25 protein-coding genes are annotated in these 22,524 nt (G+C 37.1%); 12 read left to right on the top strand and 13 right to left on the bottom strand.

From position 1 onward, the window contains the following. Positions 1-97 precede the first annotated feature (97 nt). From AC5WOF_RS13560 to AC5WOF_RS13535, 6 genes are all read left to right on the top strand, one after another. Positions 98-607 (top strand): hypothetical protein, encoded by a 510-nt coding sequence (locus AC5WOF_RS13560; RefSeq protein ID WP_496050483.1) that lies wholly within the window; start codon positions 98-100, stop codon positions 605-607. Position 608: 1 nt separating this feature from the next. Beyond that, entirely contained in the window at positions 609-2,093 is a 1,485-nt protein-coding gene (locus tag AC5WOF_RS13555) for an AAA family ATPase (RefSeq protein WP_496050482.1), read from the top strand. Between the two features lie 17 nt (positions 2,094-2,110). Then, positions 2,111-2,986, top strand: a complete 876-nt coding sequence (locus tag AC5WOF_RS13550; protein ID WP_496050481.1) for a 3-hydroxyacyl-CoA dehydrogenase family protein — start codon at positions 2,111-2,113, stop codon at positions 2,984-2,986. Between the two features lie 262 nt (positions 2,987-3,248). Next, the gene (locus AC5WOF_RS13545; RefSeq protein WP_496050480.1) at positions 3,249-3,551 is read left to right on the top strand and encodes a protein-tyrosine phosphatase family protein; all 303 of its coding nucleotides are present in this window, start codon (positions 3,249-3,251) and stop codon (positions 3,549-3,551) included. Between the two features lie 106 nt (positions 3,552-3,657). Further along, entirely contained in the window at positions 3,658-4,860 is a 1,203-nt protein-coding gene (locus tag AC5WOF_RS13540) for an acetate/propionate family kinase (protein ID WP_496050479.1), read from the top strand. 53 nt (positions 4,861-4,913) lie between these two features. Further along, positions 4,914-6,104: a pyridoxal phosphate-dependent aminotransferase gene (locus AC5WOF_RS13535; RefSeq protein WP_496050478.1), complete on the top strand. Its 1,191-nt coding sequence runs from the start codon at positions 4,914-4,916 to the stop codon at positions 6,102-6,104. A gap of 479 nt (positions 6,105-6,583) precedes the next feature. On the opposite strand, the gene AC5WOF_RS13530 is transcribed toward AC5WOF_RS13535, so the two are convergent. Next, positions 6,584-6,790 (bottom strand): hypothetical protein, encoded by a 207-nt coding sequence (locus tag AC5WOF_RS13530; RefSeq protein ID WP_496050477.1) that lies wholly within the window; start codon positions 6,788-6,790, stop codon positions 6,584-6,586. Positions 6,791-7,044: 254 nt separating this feature from the next. Next, the gene (locus tag AC5WOF_RS13525; RefSeq protein WP_496050476.1) at positions 7,045-7,908 is read right to left on the bottom strand and encodes an SDR family oxidoreductase; all 864 of its coding nucleotides are present in this window, start codon (positions 7,906-7,908) and stop codon (positions 7,045-7,047) included. 148 nt (positions 7,909-8,056) lie between these two features. Between AC5WOF_RS13525 and AC5WOF_RS13520 the strand changes: the two genes are divergently transcribed. Beyond that, positions 8,057-8,473: a VOC family protein gene (locus AC5WOF_RS13520; RefSeq protein ID WP_496050475.1), complete on the top strand. Its 417-nt coding sequence runs from the start codon at positions 8,057-8,059 to the stop codon at positions 8,471-8,473. 29 nt (positions 8,474-8,502) lie between these two features. Here AC5WOF_RS13520 and AC5WOF_RS13515 read toward each other — a convergent pair whose 3' ends face one another. The 3 genes from AC5WOF_RS13515 to AC5WOF_RS13505 all read right to left on the bottom strand — a co-directional run bounded on the left by AC5WOF_RS13515 (position 8,503) and on the right by AC5WOF_RS13505 (position 10,913). After that, entirely contained in the window at positions 8,503-9,156 is a 654-nt protein-coding gene (locus AC5WOF_RS13515; protein ID WP_496050474.1) for an oxidoreductase, read from the bottom strand. Further along, on the bottom strand, positions 9,156-9,779 hold the full coding sequence (lexA, locus tag AC5WOF_RS13510; protein ID WP_496050473.1) for a transcriptional repressor LexA: 624 nt from the start codon (positions 9,777-9,779) through the stop codon (positions 9,156-9,158). The genes AC5WOF_RS13515 and lexA overlap by 1 nt, the downstream gene beginning before the upstream one ends. A gap of 93 nt (positions 9,780-9,872) precedes the next feature. Continuing rightward, the gene (locus AC5WOF_RS13505; RefSeq protein ID WP_496050472.1) at positions 9,873-10,913 is read right to left on the bottom strand and encodes a tyrosine-type recombinase/integrase; all 1,041 of its coding nucleotides are present in this window, start codon (positions 10,911-10,913) and stop codon (positions 9,873-9,875) included. Between the two features lie 307 nt (positions 10,914-11,220). Between AC5WOF_RS13505 and AC5WOF_RS13500 the strand changes: the two genes are divergently transcribed. Beyond that, the gene (locus tag AC5WOF_RS13500; protein ID WP_496050471.1) at positions 11,221-11,976 is read left to right on the top strand and encodes a hypothetical protein; all 756 of its coding nucleotides are present in this window, start codon (positions 11,221-11,223) and stop codon (positions 11,974-11,976) included. Here AC5WOF_RS13500 and AC5WOF_RS13495 read toward each other — a convergent pair. The 5 genes from AC5WOF_RS13495 to AC5WOF_RS13475 form a co-directional block, all read right to left on the bottom strand. Beyond that, complete coding sequence (locus AC5WOF_RS13495) at positions 11,973-12,260, bottom strand: MBL fold metallo-hydrolase (protein WP_496050470.1); 288 nt, start codon at positions 12,258-12,260, stop codon at positions 11,973-11,975. The two genes, AC5WOF_RS13500 and AC5WOF_RS13495, sit on opposite strands and share 4 nt — an antisense overlap. Further along, the gene (locus AC5WOF_RS13490) at positions 12,253-12,726 is read right to left on the bottom strand and encodes an MBL fold metallo-hydrolase (protein WP_496050469.1); all 474 of its coding nucleotides are present in this window, start codon (positions 12,724-12,726) and stop codon (positions 12,253-12,255) included. Before AC5WOF_RS13490 ends, AC5WOF_RS13495 begins: the two co-directional genes overlap by 8 nt. A 141-nt stretch (positions 12,727-12,867) precedes the next feature. Beyond that, a complete protein-coding gene (gene trhO / locus AC5WOF_RS13485; protein ID WP_496050468.1) occupies positions 12,868-13,776 on the bottom strand; it encodes an oxygen-dependent tRNA uridine(34) hydroxylase TrhO in 909 nt (302 codons plus the stop codon). Positions 13,777-14,617: 841 nt separating this feature from the next. Next, the gene (locus AC5WOF_RS13480) at positions 14,618-16,138 is read right to left on the bottom strand and encodes an MDR family MFS transporter (RefSeq protein WP_496050467.1); all 1,521 of its coding nucleotides are present in this window, start codon (positions 16,136-16,138) and stop codon (positions 14,618-14,620) included. 121 nt (positions 16,139-16,259) lie between these two features. Continuing rightward, positions 16,260-17,069 (bottom strand): MBL fold metallo-hydrolase, encoded by an 810-nt coding sequence (locus AC5WOF_RS13475; RefSeq protein ID WP_496050466.1) that lies wholly within the window; start codon positions 17,067-17,069, stop codon positions 16,260-16,262. Positions 17,070-17,231: 162 nt separating this feature from the next. On the opposite strand from AC5WOF_RS13475, the gene AC5WOF_RS13470 reads away from it, so the two are divergent. From AC5WOF_RS13470 to AC5WOF_RS13455, 4 genes are all read left to right on the top strand, one after another. Continuing rightward, positions 17,232-17,714 carry a hypothetical protein gene (locus AC5WOF_RS13470; RefSeq protein WP_496050465.1) on the top strand — a complete coding sequence of 161 codons (483 nt, stop codon included), beginning with the start codon at positions 17,232-17,234 and terminating at the stop codon, positions 17,712-17,714. Continuing rightward, the gene (locus AC5WOF_RS13465) at positions 17,705-18,055 is read left to right on the top strand and encodes a cupredoxin domain-containing protein (RefSeq protein ID WP_496050464.1); all 351 of its coding nucleotides are present in this window, start codon (positions 17,705-17,707) and stop codon (positions 18,053-18,055) included. Before AC5WOF_RS13470 ends, AC5WOF_RS13465 begins: the two co-directional genes overlap by 10 nt. Before the next feature lie 137 nt (positions 18,056-18,192). Next, entirely contained in the window at positions 18,193-18,570 is a 378-nt protein-coding gene (locus AC5WOF_RS13460; RefSeq protein WP_496050463.1) for a DUF4383 domain-containing protein, read from the top strand. 154 nt (positions 18,571-18,724) lie between these two features. Then, a complete protein-coding gene (locus AC5WOF_RS13455; RefSeq protein WP_496050462.1) occupies positions 18,725-20,314 on the top strand; it encodes a M4 family metallopeptidase in 1,590 nt (529 codons plus the stop codon). 102 nt (positions 20,315-20,416) lie between these two features. Here AC5WOF_RS13455 and AC5WOF_RS13450 read toward each other — a convergent pair whose 3' ends face one another. From AC5WOF_RS13450 to AC5WOF_RS13440, 3 genes are read right to left on the bottom strand one after another with little or no spacing between them, the layout of a single operon-like run. Continuing rightward, entirely contained in the window at positions 20,417-21,358 is a 942-nt protein-coding gene (locus tag AC5WOF_RS13450) for a DNA-3-methyladenine glycosylase family protein (RefSeq protein ID WP_496050461.1), read from the bottom strand. Further along, entirely contained in the window at positions 21,318-21,884 is a 567-nt protein-coding gene (locus AC5WOF_RS13445) for a methylated-DNA--[protein]-cysteine S-methyltransferase (protein WP_496050460.1), read from the bottom strand. The genes AC5WOF_RS13450 and AC5WOF_RS13445 overlap by 41 nt, the downstream gene beginning before the upstream one ends. Beyond that, on the bottom strand, positions 21,874-22,455 hold the full coding sequence (locus AC5WOF_RS13440; RefSeq protein WP_496050459.1) for a bifunctional transcriptional activator/DNA repair enzyme AdaA: 582 nt from the start codon (positions 22,453-22,455) through the stop codon (positions 21,874-21,876). The genes AC5WOF_RS13445 and AC5WOF_RS13440 overlap by 11 nt, the downstream gene beginning before the upstream one ends. Positions 22,456-22,524: the final 69 nt, after the last annotated feature.

The raw sequence follows: 22,524 nt of genomic DNA, 5'->3' as shown, positions 1-22,524 counted from the left end.
GTTTCCAATCTTTCCTTCCTACGGATGTATATAACATATGATATACTACATAGTGTATTTTTCTGATATACCGAAAAACTGGAGGTGCGTGACGATCATGACAAAACAAATAAAAGTCATTATGATTAGTTTGGTTGTCACGTTAATTGTGCTTTTTGGAGGATACCAAGGTTATCAGTACTTTAAAATAGAAAAGCCTATAAGAGATGTAATCAATGCTCAAAAAGATATTTCTCTCACAAAAATAGAAATGGATACTGAAGGTATAGAAGTGCAGTTAAACGTGAAACCAACCTACGATTTCTCAGATGAATTCCCAGAAGTAACCATACAACTGGATAAATATCTTGGTAAAGGAAAATGGTATATTACTTTCACCAATCCTCAATCAAAAAAAGTGAAAATGGCATGGCATGAGATGGTGTTTGGAGTAAAAGAAGGACTAGAGACCGGAAAGTACACGTTAATTCAAACTACTGTTAAGCAAATTTCCTCTAAATATCGTCTGTCTTATCAATTATATATAGATGATCAGTATGTTTATCTTTCACTAAAGGACGAAAATAAAACATGGGTCCGAATTTTACCAATAAAGGTGGTGAAATAGTATGTATATTCCATTCATCGGAGCAGGGTTAGGAACTTTTTTATTTCTTGCTTATTTGGGTGTGCCAATGTTACCTATGATAGTAATCATAGGTATTGGTATAGCGATTTGGTACTACTCCAGTGCTGGAACAAAAGTCGGATCGCGTTGGAATAAAGGTAGTTCACAAGACCAACGTAACACTGTTCCAAATATCCAATTTACAGACATCGGAGGACAAACAAAGGCAAAACAAGAGTTAATGGAAGCACTCGATTTTTTAATCCAACAAGAAAAGATGAAAGATTATGGAATACAACCCCTAAAAGGAATCCTATTAACTGGACCGCCTGGAACAGGTAAAACATTGATGGCCAAAGCAGCAGCTCATTATTCAGATGCCGTTTTTCTTACTGCATCTGGTAGTGAATTCGTTGAGATGTACGTGGGGGTTGGTGCAAATCGTGTACGTCAATTATTTGCTCGAGCTAGAAAAACAGCAAAAAGCAAAAAGAAGAATAGAGCAGTTATTTTTATTGATGAGATTGATGTGATTGGTGCTAAACGGGAAGGCTCTCAACATAAAGAGTATGACCAAACGCTCAATCAATTATTAACGGAAATGGATGGAATAAAGAAGAATGACATCCCAGTTTTTGTAATTGCAGCAACGAACCGAAAAGATTTGTTAGACTTAGCATTAACGCGCCCTGGAAGATTCGATCGACATATAGCAGTGGATTTGCCAGATAAGACAGGTCGTAAACACATTTTATCGCTTCATGTTAAGGGTAAACCAATACATGATGAGGTAGATCTTGATAAGATTGCAAGGGAGACATTTGGCTTTTCTGGTGCTGGTTTGGCAAGTGTCGTAAATGAAGCAGCAATATATGCGATGAGAGATGAGGCAAAGCAAATTAAAATGATTCATTTTTCCCAAGCTGTAGATAAAGTTCTAATGGGAGAACAAATTGATCGTTCTACCTCTATGGAAGATAAAAAAAGGGTTGCTATCCATGAATTGGGACATGCTTTAGTTGCTGAGTTATTGGAACCTAATTCTGTCGCCCAAGTGGTGCTTACCCCCCGTGGTCAAGCGTTAGGATATGTCCGACATCATCCTAAAGAAGATCGTTATTTACACACGAAAGCTCAACTTGAAAAGCAAGTCATGATTTGCTTAGCTGGAACAGCAGCCGAGGAAGTATGGTATCAAAATCGATCCACTGGAGCAAAAAACGATTATGAACAAGCAATACAACTGTGTAAAACGATGATTGATACAGGACTTTCTTCTTTGGGGATAATCGATATGTCTTTGATCGATCCTGACATATTATCCAAAGAAGTTACTCATATTTTGGATGAGTTGTATAAACAGACTTTAAGTATCACCAAGCAGCACTATTCATTTCTCCAAGAATGCTTGAACATCCTGTTAATAGAAGAGAGATTGGACGGAGATCAATTTCGGGATTTGTTAGCACGAGAACTAGTGAGCTAGGGAAGGAGCATCTTGTTTTGGCAGATGAAATACAACAAATCGCTGTTATTGGCGGAGGTACGATGGGACAAGGAATTGCTGAATTGTGTGCTTCCAAGGGGTATGAAGTTTTGTTATTAGAAAAGACAGAAGAATTAGCCCAGTATGCAAAAGGGAAAATTGAACAGAGCCTAGATAAAAAGTTATCAAAATGGGGGATTACAACCGCAGAGAAAAAAATAACGTTATCCCGAATTGTATTTACTTCAAATATAGAACTTCTGAGAAACGCAGATTTTGTTATCGAATCTGTCGTTGAAGATATGAGCACCAAAAAAGCTGTTTTTCAAATATGTGATGAGCTTTGTCGGGAAGATGTGCTTTTAGCAAGTAATACATCCACACTGAGCTTAACTGAGATAGCAGCTGTAACCAATCGACCGAAAAAAGTTGTTGGCCTACATTTTGTATATCCTGTAACCAAACGCCCCTTGGTGGAAGTAGTTCGAGGTTTAAAAACATCTGAAGAAACCGTAGCTGACCTTCGAATGTTGTTGACAACACTTCAGTTAACGGGAGTAGAGGTTTTTGAATCTCCGGGTTTTGTAACCACAAGAATGATTGTTCTGTTTATCAATGAAGCAACTTATATATTGATGGAAGGCGTTGCTGAAGCGAATGAAATTGATTTTGCCATGAAACATGGCTACCATTTTGCATTTGGTCCATTTGAAATGGCTGACAGATTTGGGTTAAATTCTGTGTTAGCAGCATTGGAACGTTTGTACAGGGAGTTTGGAGATACCAAATTCCGCCCAGCTCCTTTATTAAAAAAGATGGTTCGGGCAGGTCATTTAGGGATTAAGACCGAAGAAGGGTTTTTTAAGTACGATAAAGATGGAAATCGATTGTAACCAAAAACCAGCTTTCTATAGCTGGTTTTTATACATAATGGTAACTGCTGATGAATTTAGTTTTGAATCCCATTTACTGAAAACATACATATAAGATAATGTTAAAATGGTCATTTTCAGTAGGAGGATAGCGTTATGATCGATACACGGGACCCCATTTCAGAAGGTGTGCTACGACTTCCTTCCGGAAGACTCGTCCGAGGACGGGCACTAAGACGTCCACATTCGCCGGGGTTACAAACCTAGATTTGCACTCTTTCTATTGTCACATCAGCCACCATCCGTAGCATGGGAGAACCGGTGGATTCGTTGGCCTGACTTTCGGCTACCTTTCAACTGTGTTACAGCTGCCGAAGCGTTACGAGAGGCATGGGAACGTGCTAAAGTTGAGCGTTTAGAAATCGCTTGTTCAGGAGGAAAAGGACGAACCGGAACTGCACTTGCATGGCTTGCAGTGCTTGATGGTGTACCCAATCACTTAGCAGTTGACTATGTCCGGCAATACTATTCTCCACGCGCTGTTGAGACTCCTTGGCAACGACGATTTGTTTTACGTTTTCAATAATTTCATGTTCTTGTTTTCCTCTTATGGAGAGCCAAAAAGAGTATAGTATCAATCGTATGCCTATGATAAATAATATGGAAGGAACCAAGAAACGGAGCGGGAAGAAATGAAAATTCTAGTTATAAATTGTGGGAGTTCTTCTATAAAATATGAATTATTTGAAATGGAAGACGAATCTGTAATTGTTGAAGGTTTGGTAGAAAAGATCGGAACAGAAAGTGCTATCATCACCTATCAAGTGACAGGTAAAGAAGAGATGCTGAAAACAGCAGAGATTTTAGATCACCGTGAGGGCTTAAATCTTGTCCTCCGGCTTTTGATGGATAATAAAGATGGTGTAATTGCTAGTGAAAAAGAAGTGATTGCAGTTGGTCACAGGGTTGTACATGGTGGAGAGTTTTTTTCTGAATCAGCAGTGATCACAAGTGAAGTAAGACAAGCTATTCGTAAAACTGTTGACTTAGCTCCTTTGCATAATCCCCCGAATCTTTTAGGGATTGCTGCTGCAGAGCAACGGTTACCTGAAGCGATTCATGTTGCTGTCTTTGATACTGCCTTTCACCAAACAATGCCAAAACATGTCTATTTATACCCTTTGCCATATGTATTGTATACTCGCCACAAAATTCGCCGTTATGGATTTCATGGAACTTCTCATAAATATGTGTCTGAACAAGCTGCTGTATTTATAGAGAAACCATTAGTGGACTTAAAAATTATTTCAGCACATATTGGTAATGGTGCCAGTGTTACTGCGATCAATCATGGAGTATCTGTTGATACAAGTATGGGGATGACCCCTTTAGAAGGATTAATGATGGGGACACGTTGTGGTGATATTGATCCTGCTATTGTACCTTATGTGATCGCAAAAGAAGACTTAACTTTAAGCGAAATTCAATCCATGATGAATAAACACAGTGGATTATTAGGAGTTACGGGAATGTCTAGTGACATGCGCGAAGTAACTCAAGCAATGGAAGAAGGAAATGAACAAGCAAAATTAGCAATAGATATGTATTTGTACAAACTTCGTAAAACAATTGGATCTTATATTGCAGCGATGAATGGTGTAGATATACTACTTTTTACAGCTGGAGTAGGAGAAAACTCTTCCTTTGTAAGGCAAGAGGTATGCAGAGAGCTTAGTTTTTTTGGTATCGAGTTAGATAACTCCGAAAACAATATTCGCTCCAAAAAAACAAGAGAAATCAGCACCCCAAATTCCAGAGTGAAAGTTTTAGTAGTTCCGACCAATGAAGAGTTAATGATTGCAAGAGAAGCAAAACAACTGGTCGACCAACAGTAAAGGTGTTATCATAAAGAAAACAAACCAGATAATTGGAGATAAAGGAGAAAAATATGACACTTTCTGATCGCGTAAAGCAACTAACACCCTCCCCTACATTGGCTATCACTGCAACAGCAAACGCATTAAAGCAACAAGGCCACAATGTAGTAGCATTAGGTGCTGGTGAACCAGATTTTAATACACCTGAGCACATCCTTTCTGCTGCAAAAGAAGCTATGGATAAAGGCTTTACCAAGTACACTGCTTCAGGCGGAATCAAAGAACTCAAGGATGCGGTTATCGACAAATTTTCAACTGAAAATGGACTTACGTATTCAGCTAAAGAGGTTATGGTGACAGTTGGAGGAAAAGAAGGGCTCTATAACCTTTTCCAAGTCATTTTAAATGAAGACGACGAAGTAATTATCCCTGCTCCATATTGGGTAAGTTACATAGAACAAGTAAAACTAGCTGGTGGAAAGCCTATCGTAGTGGAGTCTAAAGAAGAAAACAATTTAAAGATTACAGCTGAGCAGTTAGAAGCAGCTATTTCTGATAAAACAAAAGCAATTATCATTAATTCACCCTCCAACCCAACCGGGATGATATATAGCTCTCAAGAACTTCGTGAGTTAGGAAATATAGCTGTAAAGCATGATTTGTTGATCGTGTCTGATGAAATTTATGAACATCTTATCTATGATAATAAACCTCATGTGAGTATCGCTACATTGGAAGAATCATTTTTCAAACGTACCATTATCATTACAGGTGTATCCAAAACTTATGCTATGACGGGATGGCGTATTGGATATGCAGCAGGTCCCCAAGAAATCATCCAAGCTATGACTGATTTGCAAAGTCATAGTACATCTAATCCTACCTCTGTATCTCAATATGCGGCCATCGCTGCTCTCACAGGCCCTCAAGAACCTGTCGTTCAAATGAAAGCAGCATTTAAAGAAAGGCGAGATTATGTGATCAATCGAATTCAAAACATTAAAGGATTCCGTTGTATTACTCCGCCAGGTGCATTCTACGCTTTTATTCATGTAAAAGAAGCTCTTGGTAACAAATATTCATCTGTTGACGAGTGGTCTACAGCACTCCTAAAAGAGGAATTAGTAGCTGTTGTCCCAGGGTCTGCATTTGGAGCAGACGACTATATACGTATCTCTTATGCAACATCTATGGATAACTTAAAAGAGGCTTTTAATCGAATTGAACATTTCGTTAATGCTTCTTCCCTTGTTTCAAAATAGCACTGAAAAAAGCTGATCCTAACTAGGATCAGCTTTTTTCTATTTATTTCCTTAGCACAAGAAACAAATTTATATATGAAAAATGTTCTTCAAAACAAGTGGCTGTTGTTATTTATAAAGCAGAATTAAAGATCGTCCTGAATGAGATCACCTATTAAAAGCTTTAAATGAGGTTCTGATGCACCTAATACCCTGGAAGAAGGAGCAGATACTGCTGTTTGGTTAGCTACAATAGATGAAAAAGGACCTAATGGTGGTTATTTCCGTGATAGACAACTGTATTTGCACGCATCATTTCAAAGTCATTGACAGTTGTTGACAAATCTCGAATCCGTTTCTCTCGATTATACGAAACAGTAAGAATTATATGAGAGGTGATAAGATCATACTTTAAAACAGATCAAAAATAACAACGCCCGACCATCAGAAACAAATTCTAATGATCGGGCTGGGCAGCTTTAGCTACCATGAAAACGGGATCAGGTGCTGCTCATACGGGAGATCGCTTGCCGTCGTTCCTTCGAAGCGTCACTTCCCAAGCTGTTGAAGGGGTCCTCCGGTTCCGACCTCCGATTATACTTCTTCGAAGTGTCGGTCAAATGGGCAGACCCTCCAGTTCCGGGGGTTGTTGCACTACGAGTGGCTGCATCTACCACACGGCGGTTACTGGCTCGCATTTGAGGCACAGAAACTCCTTATTCTTCCGTTTGGTTAAAGTATAGCATGAATGGAGAAATTAGAAAGGGCTGATAAAATAGTGCCAAAACTCAAAACAGGAGCCAAAATCAAATTCAGAGATCGTACGGGACCATTGTCGTTAGATCAAGGTTGTGGGTTCGTTAGTTTGAAAATCGGTAACCAATAGGGCGCCGGCTATTACGACCCCTCAACACCCTGATATAACGACGACAATAACTCGAAAAGTATCTTTATGTTTCTATTATTTCACCTTGTCAATAGGCTGAATCCCGACTTGTTGTTCACTCCACTGCCAAAGTTGTTTGGCTAAATCACTATCTGTAGCTGAACCTGATAGTTTCTTTATTTTTTTCTTATAAAAATATTCACCAGAAACTCCTTCAACTTCTGGACTTTTAGCCAAATAAATAGCTGTTTGAGCTCCTTGCAAAGGTGTTAAAAAGAACGGCCGCAGTAGAGTATGAATACCTTTTCCGAAGCCCGTTTCCCGATCCACTCCTATATTGGTAGAGACAGCACCCGGATGTAAACAATTGGCCGTTATTTTCGTACCTTCTAGTCGATCACTTAGTTCCTTGGTAAATAAAATATTAGCAAGTTTAGATTTTCCATAACCTGTAAAATTAGAAAATTTTTTCTCCATATGCATATCATCAAATTGAATTGCTCCGTATTTGTATGCTCCTGAAGAAACGATTACGATTCGTCCACTTTTTGAATGCTTTAATGTCTCCAAGAGTAAATGGGTCAACAAAAAATGTCCGAGATGATTTATTCCTATCATGGATTCAAATCCATCTTCGGTTACTTTTCGCTTGGTAGTAATGACCCCAGCATTGTTGATTAATATATCCAAAGTATCGTATTTTTCTTGGAAGTGTTTTGAAAATGCACGTATACTTGTGAGCGAAGCTAAATCGAGAATCATGAATTCAATTTTATCCGAACCACTTTGGATGCGTGCTTCTTCTATAGCTCGTTTCCCACGTTCTTCATTTCGACAAGCCATTATAATATGATGTCCTTCTTTTGCAAGTGCAATAGATGTTGCTAAGCCCATTCCAGTGTTAGCTCCGGTTATGAGTACTTTTTTTAAAGAATCCATAGAAAACCCTCCTATGTAAACGTCTCATTTTTAGTGTAACAAAGGTTTGAAATAATACAAATATACAAAAGAAACGTTTGTTTGTGTTTGATTGTTTCCTATGGTAACATATCTAGCGTGTTAAAAAATGAAAGGAAGAGGGATAAAAATGGCTTTACGTATGAATCCATACATTACTTTGGATGGTAACACAAAGGAAGCAATCCAATTTTATCAAGATGCTATTGGTGCAAAAGTGATTTCTGTTCAAACCTTTGGAGAAATGCCTGAAGATCCATCATTCTCTTTACCACCTGAAGCAAAAGATCGCGTTTTACATGCGTTATTAACAGTCGGAGAAACTAATCTGATGTTTTCTGATACTTTCCCAGGTCAACAACAGCAAACAGGCTCTCGTGTTTCGATTGCTATTGTCGTCAATAGTGTAGAAGAGTCAAAAGTTATCTTTGACAAGCTATCTCAAGATGGTAAAGTCTATATGCCATTACAAAAGACTTTTTGGAGCGAGTCCTATGGAATGGTAGTCGATAAATATGACGTACAATGGCAAATTACAACAGAATAAGAAATTCAAAAAAGAACTGACTTATTATGTCAGTTCTTTTTTGCGATTTTTTCTATTCTTGTGGAATCATATATATAAAAACCTGATGTTTCTTCTTTTGAAACATGAATCATAGCTCGAGCTACGGATTGTACTTGGTTTGGTTTGTATTTCTTCAATGGACCTCTAAGAAACCATTTGCTGAAAGGAGTTGCTAATTTTTCGCCCAGTCGAAATTCTGATCTATCTCCTAAAAGTAGGGAAGGGCGGAAAACATGTAGAGATGGGATCTTTAGTTTTTGTAAGTCTTGCTCCATTTCACCTTTTACTCTGTTATAGAAAAACATCGATTTCGGATTTGCACCCATCGAGCTGATGACGAGAAATTTTGTGTTATTTTTAGCAGCTAATTTTCCAACATCCGTGACATAATCATGATCCACACGATAAAAAGCTTCTTTTGTTTTTGCTTTTTTTATGGTAGTTCCAAGGCAACAAAATATACTGTCAACTTGAAATATTTCTGAAGAACGGGGGAGTTGTTCAAAATCGATGACATGCTCAACTAATTTGTCATGTTTCCAATTTGTTGATTTCCTAACGAGAATATGTATTTTATCGTGTGTGTTGTCATCAAAGAGCAAACGAGTCAAAGAAGTACCAACTAACCCGCTCGCTCCTATAACAAGCGCATTTTTCGTCATTATACAATTTCTCTAATTAGGCTCACTACTTTACCAAGTATGGTAACTTGAGGTAGACGTAATGGTTGCAGGCGATCATTCTCTGGTTGCAAACGAATATGATCTCCTTCTTTAAAAAAGCGTTTTACTGTTGCTTCTCCTTCTCCTGTCATGGCTACCACAATTTCTCCATTATCAGCTGTATTCTGCTGGCGGACAACAACATAATCTCCATCCATAATTCCAGCATTTATCATGCTATCACCTTGAACAGATAGTAAAAAAGTAGTCTGATCTTCTCCAGCAATTCGTGTAGGAAGAGGGAAGTAGTCTTCGATATTCTCTACAGCTGTAATTGGTTCACCTGCTGTTACTTTGCCTATAAGTGGTACCATTACAGTATCTTTCTTCAATACGTTAGAATTTTGATCCAAAATCTCGATTGCTCTTGGTTTTGTTGGATCACGTCGGATATAACCCTTTTTTTCTAGACGATTAAGATGTCCATGTACAGTAGAACTAGATGCTAAACCTACTGCTTCTCCGATCTCTCTTACAGAAGGAGGATATCCTTTATCATAAACTTCTTTTTGTATATAGTTTAAAATAGCTTGTTGTCTTTCTGAAAGTTTATTACTTTTCACACTCTCATCTCCTTTTCTCCCGGAAAATTCCGAACATATTGTATCGGTCTGTATCATTATAGCGAAACAAGGTTAAAAAATCAAACGGTTGTTCTAGAGAATGTCTGCTTGTATGGATGCTAACTTATCCAATGCATCATCTTTTTCTGTATTGATCACATGGGTATAGATTTGTGTTGTCTGGATACTAGAATGACCTAAAATCTCTTGCACTACCCTTAAATTCTCTCCATTTGACAGCAGCATGGTTGCAAGCGTGTGACGAAGTTTGTGTGGAGATATATTGGCAGCTTTGGGGGGGAGTTTCGCTTCACGAACATATTTGGTAATAAGTTCAGAGATGCCTTTTCTGCTCAATCGGTTAGCATTTTTATTTAGAAAAAGGGCAGGATCATGAGATGAAGGTCGTTCTTGTAAATATCGCTCTAAAGAACTAACTACAACTGCATTCAATTTTAACATCCGTTCTTTTCCGCCTTTCCCCATGATCACAATCCTCAGGGAATCACCAGCTTTTTGCAAACTATTCATATCTAAGTTGACTAACTCAGATACTCGCATCCCAGTGTTTAATAAAAGCAATAAAATGGAAACATCTCTTGTTTTAATCCAAGATATAGTAGTCTTTCGATTGTGATAAGTTTGAACAGCTTGAAGAAGACGAGTCACTTCCTCCATCGTTAAGAAGACAGGCACTTTTTGTTTTGATCTCGTTCTCAAGCTAGCATCTTCATAAGCTTGCATTGGGTCTTTATCGAGAACTTGTGCAGTCACCATATAACGAAACAGCGAACGAAGAGAAGCTCTTTTTCTCTGTTTTCCACTCCTTGTATTCTCGTGAAAATGCTTTCTGGTTATCCATTCACCTTTTCCTGTTTGGACATAGATTGTACGTTCATATCCATTTTCTATGTAACGAAAAAACCTTTTGATCGTGAGAGCATCTAATGATTCTATGTCTTTGTTCTTTTCTTTTAAAAAACGAAAAAACAAAGAAAAATCGTAAGCATAATTGGCGATTGTTAAAGGTGATCTCTCAGCACTAATCATTTCTAAAAAGAAATCCTGCACATCTTCTGGAAAATCACTAATAAGTCGATTAATATTTGAGGGTAGTCTTCGAGAGTGAAACATTCTCTCATCATCCTTATCTAAACTCTTTTTGTAACTATAGTCTATCGAAAATAAAAAGATACCTGCAAATAAATCCATGTCCATCGTTTGAATTTTCTATTATATACATACTGTGTTATAGTAGCAGTAGAAATGTTCCCACAAAGGAGATTTGAATTACGTAAATAGGTTATTTGCAAAATAATAGAATAAAAACAAAGCCGCCCAATGATAGGCGGTTTATTTTTAACAATAAGAAACTGCTTCCTTTGGCTAGAAGAAATTATATGTTTGGTCACTGTTGAATTATAGAAGGGAGGCATAGAGTTTGATAAAAGAAGTGGAAAAAATCGCTAATCAGGTAGTGGGAGTATACCGAACTCACACCAGTAACAATTTTATTGGTCTTATTGTTCATGGCTCAGCGATGAAAGGTGGATTTATCAAAGGATCTAGCGATATTGATTTTCAATTGTTCTTAGAAGATAAGATTTTTGAGGAAAATGGGATGCTTCCTCTAGATTTATATCTGAAAATCCATCAAGATCTGGCTAATATAAATACCTCTCCATTTCGATACATTCAATGTAAAGCGTTATCAAAAAAATTGCCAAGAGATTACGTTGGGCCAGTAGCTGGTACATATAAAATAGTAGCAGGGAGACTACCAGTTCCAGAAGCAACTAACGAACAACTAAAACAATCTGCTCACGAATCCTTGATAAAGCTAACAGAGACACCCGAGTATCTTTCTTCACTATTGGATCATGGCAAAGATCGGTTAACTCACCTAATTCGACTTCTATGCACAAGGGTTTCACCTTTGATATATCAAATATTAGCTATAGAACATAAAAATGCTATCCAAATATGGAATATGCCAAAAAACATGGCAATCCACTGTCTTCCGAAACAGCAACTTAAAGAGAGTGCTAGGGCATTTTATAACCATGCGAATACTTATTATCCAAAAGAAACATCCATCTACGAAGCATTAGAAATGGTAAAACATGCAGTTTTATTTATGCGACACGCCAAAAGTTGGTATAAAGAAAAAATGTGGAGTATCGAAAACCAGCATTAAAGCAATTTATTTTTATGACAATGGTACAACTCAAGTATACGATCATTAGCGTCTAGATCGAATATTCCGCCATGGTAACATAGGACAGTTTCAATATCATAGTGAGTCAAGCGGCCGATAGACTTTATTGCTTTTTCCATATTGAAAGTGAGTAATGGGGATGGGATAACTAGTTCATTGTTCTCTACTGCCAGAGCATCTCCTGCAATTAGCGTTTTACTAACCTTATGATAATAGCTTGTATGGCCAATCGTATGTCCTGGTGTATCTATAACTTTATCCAAAAAACGGAAGCTCATCCCCGCCTATTACGGTTTTATCTACTTTTGCGGTAGGGGGATTTTCTAATGTATGTTGAAACGCTTGTTTCCATTGTAAAGAAACATCTGAAGGGAGATTCTTTATCGCTATTGCAATGGCTTCTGGTGTAAGCTTCTGTAATGTTTTTTCTCCTTGTATATATGGTTTTTCTAATAAAGGAGCGATTACTTCTATAGGATGAGAGGATATGTTAAGGAGATTGGACACATTACCAATGTGATCTATATCTTGGTGAGTAAGGATAATTTTTTCAACAAATGACAAAGATGAACCAACTTTCTCTAGTGCTTGTTGAAGGAGAGAAAGTTGGCCTGGATACCCTGTATCAATCAATACCGAAAAATTATCTTCTTGCAAAAGAGCAGGGAAGATGGTATTACTTTTACCCATCATGGTAGTAGTTAACTTTAGTGGAATCAGTTTGGACATTGTATTACCTCCAAAGTAAATGATATAACTATTTTACTCCAGAGTATTATCCGAATCAACGAATAAAAATTATAACACAAATAATGAGATTTGTCAAGTTTTATTATAAAAAATACCCCGCTACAAGCAGGATAATGAAACTCAAGCTTTTTGCTTTTCAACAACTAACTCTTCGCATTTTTTTGAGCAAAAATGTTGGTGTTCATCTTGACAAGTAGGGCAGACGATGTGTTGTCGATGGCAAAAATCATTAGCGCAATTGATATATGTTTCGGCTGGTTGATCACAGTGATAACATTTTCCGATGACAGTAGGTGCTACCTGATTGACCGGAACAGAAATCCGCTCATCAAATACATAGCATTTCCCATCGAATAATTCTCCTTTTACTTCAGGATCTTTGCCATACGTAATAATGCCTCCATCCAGTTGAGATACATCCTCAAAGCCTTCAGAAATGAGAAAACTAGTCAGTTTTTCGCACCTAATTCCACCTGTGCAATAGGTTATGATTTTTTTATCTTTGTATTCATTGAGGTTATCGCGAACCCATTCCGGAAGCTCTCTCGTTGTGTTTACATCAGGTCGGATGGCACCACGGAAATGACCAAGATCATACTCAAATTCATTTCTTCCGTCAATGATGATCACATCATCACGTTTCAAATGCTCATTAAACTCTTTCGGGGACAAATGTTTCCCTGTGATTTCACTCGGATCAACTTCTTGATCCAATCTCCAAGTTACTACTTCTTTACGAAGTCTGACTGAAAGCTTTTTAAAAGCATGATCATCATGTTCATCAATCTTAAATTTCATATCGTGAAATAGAGGATGCTGATGCATGAAATCCATATATTTGTCTGTATCTTCTTTAGTGCCAGAGACAGTACCATTTATCCCTTCGTAAGCGATCAACACTCTGCCTTTTAGGTTCAATTCTTTACAAAAAGCTAGATGCCGTTTAGTGAATGTCTCGTGATCTTCGATATGAACATATTTATAATATAACAACACTTGGTATTTCTCTGTTGTTGTGAGTGTACTCATGATTTTTCTCCCTTTCCATGCAAATAAATCATTCAACATTTTACCACAAGAAAGGTAAAAAAGCATAGGAAGAGCTAATTTTGATTTTTTTCAAAAACATAGGTATATGCGATTTTTATTTTTTTGTATAATAAAAAAGATGAGAAATCATCTGAGTGTTTCCATTTCCCACTCAGGGGGTGAATGAGATGATTCGTTCGAAATGTCCCAAAACTGGAAAAGATGAATGCAACTGCGATTAGCTAGAAATCTGGCAAAATATCTACTATGAGATGTAAACGAAACAACCTTAGGTTCTTACTAGGGTTGTTTTTTATCAAGCGGAAAACACTCTTCCGCCAAGAATAGAGAGGATGTAAGGTTGTTATCTTTGATCGATTTATTTCAGATATTGAAACACATGGTTATGAACTTCTTTCGGATGAAAAAGCATCAATAATAATAGGACAAAAGCAAATAATAACAAAAAAATCGGATCAGTATCTATTCCACGAGCTACAACGTTACAAAATTAACATTTTGTAACGTTAATTCGGGAGAAAACAAAGGAGATTGGACTCATCTCGATGTCCATGTAACCCTCCTATTTCATCTCTTTAGAAAAAGTTAACTATAGTATTGAGAAATAAAAGAAAAAAACGAAATCTAATAAGAATAAATTAAGCGCATTAGCCTAGTAGTGATTAGCACTCTTGACTATTTGTAAATTCATAGAATCATATGTTTGGATGTTTTTTATTCAAGAGAAATCAACCACTCCCTCTTTTTGGTAAATCAAATACAATTGTATTCAAAAGCATAAACAGCCCAGTACTAGTCACTCGGCTGTTGTATATACTCACTATTCATTTATCGATTTCTTTTCAGACAATAGTACTTCTTTCTTTAAGAACCAACACAAAACAAATACAAGTATAGAGAGAATGAATGCATATAGATAAATATGCTGGAATGCGCCAATGATTGCTGTCTTGATCAGGATCAGTATATCAGGAGACAAGTTAGATGGAATTTGCCCAGAGGCAATGTTGCCTATATTCGTTAAACCATGTCCAATGCCATCTAAATGAGTTGTCAGAGACGAGGATAACAAAGTCCCAAATACACTTACCCCTACTGTCGCGCCAATGGTCTGAAACAAGGGAACAGTCGCTAATGCTACTCCTTTATATTTCTCTTCTACTGATTCTTGAACAATTAAATTATCTCCACCAAATAAGACTCCCAAACCTAGGCCGGTAATCAAGAAGAAAAGAATAATATGAACTACAGTAGTGGAAATATTAATATGAGTAAATAAGTAAAAACCAACAACAGGTAAAATGAATCCTATTGCCATCAATTCACGATATCGAACTTTTGTCAATAAGAAACCACAAATGATAGACGAAACGACTGCACCTACCATTAATGGTAGTGATAAGTAACCAGCATTCGTGGGTGTTAACCCTAGTACATGTTGTGCATAATAAGGGAATGATGAAAAAGATCCCATCAGCCCTACGCCAACGGCAAACACAATTAATGACAACACTAAGATATTTCTGTTTTTAAATAAATGCAATGGGATAATTGGTTCTTTCACTTTTGATTCTACCCAAATAAATATACCAATTAAGACGATCCCAAGGAAAATCAAGCCGAGTATAACTGGAGAACCCCAAGTAAATCCTTGATTTTCAACCAATACAGGTGTAATTAACAATGTCACTATCGAAGCCATAAGCAAAAACGCCCCAGCCCAATCGATAATTACTTTTTTTGTTTGCGTGGTTTCTTTTAAACCAATCAAAAGTAATACAGCTGCTAAAACACCTACCGGAATATTGATAAAAAATATCCAATTCCAATTCATTTGATCAACAAAGAATCCTCCCATCATCGGGCCTAACAACATCGGGATAAACATAATCGGTCCCATGAACCCTTGGAGCTTTGCCCTCTGTTCAATCGGAAATAAATCACTTGAGATTGTCATCGCAAGCGGCATTAACCCCCCTGCCCCCATCCCTTGAATGCCTCGGCCTATTAATAATAACGTCATCGAATGCGATAAACCGCATATGATTGAACCACTTATAAACAAAAGCATCGCTAGTAGATAAATCTTTCTTCGACCAAATAAATCGGACAACTTACCAAGAATGGGCATAAACGCTGACATGGATAGCATATACACGCCAGCAACCCAACCATATAAGGGCAACCCTCCTAAATCACGAATAATGGTTGGCAATGCTGTATTAACAACCGTTTCATCCAGCTCAGAAAAAATCAAACCTAACATCAGTCCGATCATTACTAAAATGCGATTACTTCGAGGAGGTATATACGCATTTGCCGAAACACTTACATTTTCCATATTATCGTTCCTTTCGCTCGTTCTATTGGCTACTATAAAGGGAATTTATGAATAGAACATGAACAAAAGCAATCAACTATAAAAATAGACAAGTGCCCCCTTATCAGGAGCACTTGTGGAGTTAGGCTTCTAAGTATTTTTTATATCGTTTAGCTGAGGCTTTTAATCTCTCTTTTGCATTTTCCCAAATAAATCTTTCTCTCCAAGCCCCATGGATTCGATCAAATTCATATGTTTCTAACTTGGTTACAATTCTTTTTATGGTATTACAGGAAAGAGGAATATGATTAGGATAACTGTACATAAAACTAAGATAATGGCGGTCACTGTTAACTTGTATAACATCTCCGGTTAATAAACTTCCTCTTCCTTCTGCGCCTTGTTTCCATAAAAGTACTGTAGCTCCATCAAAGTGCCCACCAAGATGGATCAAATCCAAATCAGGGGTTAGCGGAAAAGTTTCTCCTTCCCAAAGGGAGATTTTATCACTGGGGCGCATGATCCAATCCACATCGGATGCATGCAAATAAATCGGAACATTAAAAGCATCTGCCCATTCTACCATGGTAGAATAATAGTGAGGATGAGAAATAGCAATAGCTTCTAGCCCACCTAAATCTTCTACTATTTGAATGGCACGATCGTTAATATAAGGAATACAGTCCCATAAAATATTCCCTTTATCACCTGGAACCAACAAAGCTCGTTGTCCTATTCCGAAGGAACGATTTAATTCCAATCCCCATAAACCAGGTTCTTCCTCATAAGGAACCACTTCAAATCCGTCATTTTGCATGACAGCAAGTGTAGTCCATGCTTGTCCATCCCACCTTACATACTGCCTTTCGTCTTCGCAGACCAAGCATTTAAGAGGTTCCGTTACAGAGTCAGCATACTGGGTTCCACATTGTACACAAATAAATTTCGGCATGGAGATCCCCCTTTGGAGAAATGTATTTATTTGTTAACTGTATTGTAACATTTAGAGGCCGTTGTGTAACGCCTATACATTTTCCAATACTTGTATATACAAATAGGTTTATCCAACTGAATGGTCGAAATGAAATAGATAAATAAAAATGGAGGTAGATAAATGATTATCGCTTTAATTATATGTATTGTATTGATAATTGCTGCTTTTATTGGCTACCAAGTGTATATATGGAGAAAATACATACCTCCTATGAATGGGATGATGATTGCGATGACTGTAGCGATGATGGTTGCTCTTACTATCGGAATAACCATATCGTTAAGAGTTGTGAGCGATCCAACCATTACCACTATTTACATGATGGTAGTTGGAATATTTACTGGATATATCATAGGTTTCCCATTTGGAATATTGGCACAGTTAGATGGAGTGTTAGCTGGGATCATGGGAGGATTAATGGGTCCGATGACTGGATTGATGGTAACAAATAGTCATCCTAATGTGTTTATCGGTTTTTTTCTTTTGCTCTATGTATTTATAATCATCCTTGTTTACCAACTAATTCAACAAAGCATACCTTCTTCTGCTTCAAAAAAATTAATCTTACATGGTATGTGTTTCTTCCTATTTGTTTGGTCTTAACGATTCTTGCCATTATCCAATCCAGTGCAGAAACACCTCTGCTTGCAACCCAAGAAATAAAAGGCATTCAAAAAAAAGGATATCAAGAAGCAACCGTACAAGTGAACGAGAATGGATACTCGCCTTCTAGCATTTCGCTCAAAGTTGGAGTCCTTACAAAACTTCATTTCAAAAAAACAACTGAATCTGGCTGTCTTTCTTATCTTTTGATTCGAGATTTGGGAATAAACAAAGAATTAAAAAAGGGTGATAATGTTATATCCTTTACTCCAGATAAATTAGGAAAAATAACCTTTACATGCGGGATGGGAATGTACCACGGCTCCCTTACTATAGAATAAACTGAATCTATTTCTTCATTTATTAAAAACATTAATAAATAGAATATTATAAAAAATTTGTTAACAGCGTATATTATATGGTAAAATCTAACTGTGTTTGATTTTATTATCTATTATTTAAGTGAGGTGTCTGTTGTATGGTACAAGGATTTTTGCGTGTTTTTGGGGTAATATTTCTTTTGTTAGGAGTTGCTGGTTTCTTTTTACCGACAACTGGTCCTATCCACGATTTACTTCATTTAACAGCGATGCATAACATCATTCATCTACTCACTGGAGTTATCTTCTTAGCCGTTAGCGGGAGTTTCCAATGGAGCAAAACTGTTTCCATCATCTTCGGCATCGTTTATGCAGCTGTTGCGGTACTTGGTTTATTCACCACAGACATCTTCGGTCTAGTATCCGTTACTCCAACCATTGAAGTCGTACACTTCTTAGCGGCCCTTTTAGCATTATTTATTGGATTTAAAGCATCCAAGCCTGCAGCGGAAAGTAAAACAACTGAATCAGTGTAAAATGAATACACCCCATTAAGATGCTAGTGGAAGCTAGCATCTTTTTTCTTATTTTTATAAATATAAACATGCGAAATAAAATCATTGGAAATCTTTTTTAAAATCGATTATACTTTATCTGTAAAAAAAATACAATTTATCAGGAGTTGAATGAATGAAAATTCGCTGGTTTTCTGCTTCACTATCTGCTTGTCTAGCTGCTACTTTGACACTTACTTCCTGGTCTGATTTTGCAACTGCAAAGGAAAATCTAAGTGTCCGTTATCATCCAGTTTATAAAACAGCTTCCTTTATAGAGGAAAATTGGTCATCATCCAAACGAACAATAGCTCCTAATGAATTGATATGGGATTACTTAAATGCAAGAAAAAATCTCTTGAAATTTGCCAATCAAGCCCAAGATAACTTTCAATTAGAGAGCAAAAATACAGATAATTTAGGAATGTCTCATTATCGTTTGCAACAAGTACATTTAGGTATTCCGGTATATGGATCAGAACAAACCGTACATTTCAATCGTGCAAATATCGTTACTAACTACATGGGTCAAGTAATTCCAAATATTAACCTTCCAGCTTTTCAACATATCAAGCATATCTCCACTTCTACAGCAATCTCCATCGCAAAAAAACAAACCAAGCCAGTAAAACAATATTTGTACCAACCTACTTCCCAACTAGTAGTTTTTCCTTACCGTAAATCATTTACTTATGCCTATGTGATCAAGCTTGCTTACTTATCTCCTCAACCAACAATTTGGCAATATTTCATTGATGCAAAAAGTGGGAAAGTTTTGGATAAAATCAATATTCTTCACGAAATCAATGGAGAAGGAAATGGTGTAAAAGGAGATAAAAAAACCTTTGAGATCACAAAGGACGGTAATTTATACTATCTCAAAGATCAAATTCGCAACATTTCCACTTATGATGCAGAACATGAAAATGAAAACTCACCTGTTATTACAGGTAAATTAGTTTCTAGTAAAACCAAAACTTTTTCAGATCCTTCATCAGTGGATGCACATGCATATGCAGAAGTAACCTATAATTTCTACAAAAACAGCTTCGGTAGAAACAGCTTTGATGGCAAAGGAAGTGCTATCAAGTCATATGTTCATGTGGGTGACAAATGGAATAATGCAGCTTGGGATGGAGAAAAAATGATTTATGGTGATGGAGATGGAAAAACATTTATTTCTCTAGCAGGAGGATTAGATGTTATTGCACACGAACTCACTCATGCAGTAACTCAATATACCGCCAATTTAGAATATCAAAATGAACCTGGAGCATTAAATGAGTCGATTTCAGACATTATGGGTGTAATGGTAGATTCCGATGACTGGTTACTTGGTGAAGATATCTATACGCCAAATAAACCTGGGGATGCCCTCCGTTCCATGGCAGACCCAACCAAATACAATCAACCTGACAACTATGATGATCGATACTTAGGCTGGCAAGATAATGGTGGCGTTCATATTAATAGCGGAATAAATAACAAGGCTGCCTATTTGATCGCAGCCGGCGGAACTCAATACGGTGTTACAGTAGAGGGTATTGGAAGAGCTAAAACAAAAGCAATCTACTACCGTGCACTTACAAATTATCTAACACCTACTTCTCAATTTATCGATATGCGTGATGCGGCTATTCAATCAGCTAAAGACCTTTATGGAGCGAACTCCAAAGAAGTAACATCAGTAAGTAAAGCATATGACGCTGTAGGGGTTAGCGAGTAAAAAAACAAAAAACAAGAGGACCTTATCGTCCCTCTTGTTTTTTGTTTCAATAAAACGAACCCTTCTATAGACCTATACTGCTTCTAATAGAAAAAGAATGATCTACAAATCATCTAAACTTCTCCAAAGATAGAATACGGCATAGGACTCCCAGTTTTTCCAAGGAATAAAAAGGCTATGAATCTCGTTTATTTTCGGCTTTTCTTTTCGTTGAAGAATATTTTTCAAGGCATTGTGGAGACCTACATCTGCTACTGGAAAAGCAGATGGGCTCCGAAAACAACGCATCATGGCATAATGAGCAGTCCATGGGCCAATCCCACGAATCGATAATAATTTTTGTTCTGCTTTCTTTAAATCAAGTAGTAGATTTTCTTTTGACAAATTCCCTTCTTCTATCTCTTTTGCGATTCCGACGATATACTCAGCTTTTTTCTGTGTGAATTGTAACTTACGTAACTGCTCAATTGTATCGTGCTTAATGTCACCAGGACTCGGAAACTTCCAATACTTTCTCCCATTCCACTCATAAGGTGTTCCAAAGTTCTCCACAAATCTTCTTTTTAACGTGTAAGCAAATGTAAGATTAATTTGCTGTCCAATAACAGCCCAACTAAGAGCTTCAAACAAATCAGGAATCCCGACAATACGAAGTCCATTATATTGAGTCACTAGATTTTCTAAAATGGCATCTCCAGTGGCTAGTTCATAAAACAAATGAAGCGGTGTATCTAAATCTAACCAATCTTTTATATAGTTCACCAGGAGAACAAACTCTTGTTCCGTCTTTGGGTGCTGATCCACAAAACGAATTTGCAATTCTTCAGAGTTCGGTTGGCTTACTTCTATTAAAATCAATTGTCCTTCTATATCTAATAATTTTAAAACCTTTTTATCAAATACATAATGGAGTACTTCGATTGATGATCGCGATAAATATCGAAGTACTTCATCAAAACTAAATTCCTTTGGTAGTGGGATATACACACAGTCCTGCTCTTGTCTAAAATTGGAAGCGTAAATGCCCTTTGTCGATATAGTCATCGTATCCCTCCAGATGAAGTAATCTTTTTTTAATTTCTAGACCTCCTCCAAATCCAGTGAGCGTTTTGTTTTTTCCTATCACCCGATGACAAGGTACTACAATCGGTATGGGATTTGTTCCATTGGCTGTGCCTACTGCCCTTAAAGCTTTCGAGTTTCCAATAGCTTCAGCTATATCCGCATAACTTCTAGTTTCACCATGTGGAATTTGTTCAAGAGCTTTCCATACCTTGATCCGAAATGCCGTACCACGCAAATCTAATGGAAGGTTAAAGTTTTTCCGCTTTCCATGGAAGTAATCTTTTAATTGTTGCACATATTCTGAAACCTCCTGTTGTCCTTCCTGCAAATTGGCATCAGGAATAATTTTATTAACCCAAGCTTCTAGATCATCCAATGATTCGCTTGGCCATAGAACCCTGCACAACCCTTTCTCCGTTGCTGCTAGATAAAACTTGCGGTTTTGGAAAAAGGGAGTGACTACTTCTCCCCAATATACATTTGTTTTTTTAGAGTTAGAATACAATACTTTCCCCTTCTTTCTTTGCGAGTTCTCGATAATGGTTAGGTGACATGTCTGTATATCTTTTGAAAACCATAGAAAAGTGCGACGGGCTTTGAAATCCTACTAACTTTGAAATCTTTATTATAGAGAAGTCACTTTTCTGCAAAAGCTGCTTTGCTTTTTTTATTCTTGTTTCTTGAAGAAACTTAGCTGGAGTCATTCCAGTCACATGTTTGAAAACTCGTTGCAAGTGATAAGGACTGATAACCATTTTTCGGGATAAGTATTCTAAGGTAACGGATTTTGCATAGGATTCTAAAATAATTCGTTTCACATCATAAGCAATGCAGGCATCTGGCCCTAAATTACCTAGTTGTTCAGGTCTGCATCTTTTACAAGGGCGAAAGCCTGCTTTTATTGCATCTTCCACACTTTGGAACAATAGTACATTTTCTTTCTTTGGAGTTCTGGATTTACAGGATGGTCTACAAACAATCCTTGTTGTTTTAATTGCCGTATAATAAATTCCATCATATTTGGTATCTCGCTGCACAACGGTATCATAAACGGATTCAAAAATAGCTTGATTCATAAGGATACCTCCTAGTCAATCCCATTATACTGTTTCGTATATCTGTTTGTAAGAACTTAACAATAGGAT

Source organism: Shimazuella sp. NTD250, assembly GCF_059510375.1.
The sequence above is the reverse complement of the archived record's forward strand: the minus strand, read 5'-3'. Positions and strand labels throughout refer to the sequence as shown.

Excerpts from the sequence above, each read along its gene's own strand:
- AC5WOF_RS13560 (WP_496050483.1), top strand. The coding sequence starts at position 98 with ATGACAAAACAAATAAAAGTCATTATGATTAGTTTGGTTGTCACGTTA.
- AC5WOF_RS13555 (WP_496050482.1), top strand. The coding sequence starts at position 609 with ATGTATATTCCATTCATCGGAGCAGGGTTAGGAACTTTTTTATTTCTT.
- AC5WOF_RS13540 (WP_496050479.1), top strand. The coding sequence starts at position 3,658 with ATGAAAATTCTAGTTATAAATTGTGGGAGTTCTTCTATAAAATATGAA.
- AC5WOF_RS13535 (WP_496050478.1), top strand. The coding sequence starts at position 4,914 with ATGACACTTTCTGATCGCGTAAAGCAACTAACACCCTCCCCTACATTG.
- AC5WOF_RS13525 (WP_496050476.1), bottom strand. The coding sequence starts at position 7,908 with ATGGATTCTTTAAAAAAAGTACTCATAACCGGAGCTAACACTGGAATG.
- AC5WOF_RS13520 (WP_496050475.1), top strand. The coding sequence starts at position 8,057 with ATGGCTTTACGTATGAATCCATACATTACTTTGGATGGTAACACAAAG.
- AC5WOF_RS13515 (WP_496050474.1), bottom strand. The coding sequence starts at position 9,156 with ATGACGAAAAATGCGCTTGTTATAGGAGCGAGCGGGTTAGTTGGTACT.
- AC5WOF_RS13505 (WP_496050472.1), bottom strand. The coding sequence starts at position 10,913 with ATGTTTCACTCTCGAAGACTACCCTCAAATATTAATCGACTTATTAGT.
- AC5WOF_RS13490 (WP_496050469.1), bottom strand. The coding sequence starts at position 12,726 with ATGTCCAAACTGATTCCACTAAAGTTAACTACTACCATGATGGGTAAA.
- trhO (WP_496050468.1), bottom strand. The coding sequence starts at position 13,776 with ATGAGTACACTCACAACAACAGAGAAATACCAAGTGTTGTTATATTAT.
- AC5WOF_RS13480 (WP_496050467.1), bottom strand. The coding sequence starts at position 16,138 with ATGGAAAATGTAAGTGTTTCGGCAAATGCGTATATACCTCCTCGAAGT.
- AC5WOF_RS13475 (WP_496050466.1), bottom strand. The coding sequence starts at position 17,069 with ATGCCGAAATTTATTTGTGTACAATGTGGAACCCAGTATGCTGACTCT.
- AC5WOF_RS13470 (WP_496050465.1), top strand. The coding sequence starts at position 17,232 with ATGATTATCGCTTTAATTATATGTATTGTATTGATAATTGCTGCTTTT.
- AC5WOF_RS13460 (WP_496050463.1), top strand. The coding sequence starts at position 18,193 with ATGGTACAAGGATTTTTGCGTGTTTTTGGGGTAATATTTCTTTTGTTA.
- AC5WOF_RS13455 (WP_496050462.1), top strand. The coding sequence starts at position 18,725 with ATGAAAATTCGCTGGTTTTCTGCTTCACTATCTGCTTGTCTAGCTGCT.
- AC5WOF_RS13450 (WP_496050461.1), bottom strand. The coding sequence starts at position 21,358 with ATGACTATATCGACAAAGGGCATTTACGCTTCCAATTTTAGACAAGAG.
- AC5WOF_RS13440 (WP_496050459.1), bottom strand. The coding sequence starts at position 22,455 with ATGAATCAAGCTATTTTTGAATCCGTTTATGATACCGTTGTGCAGCGA.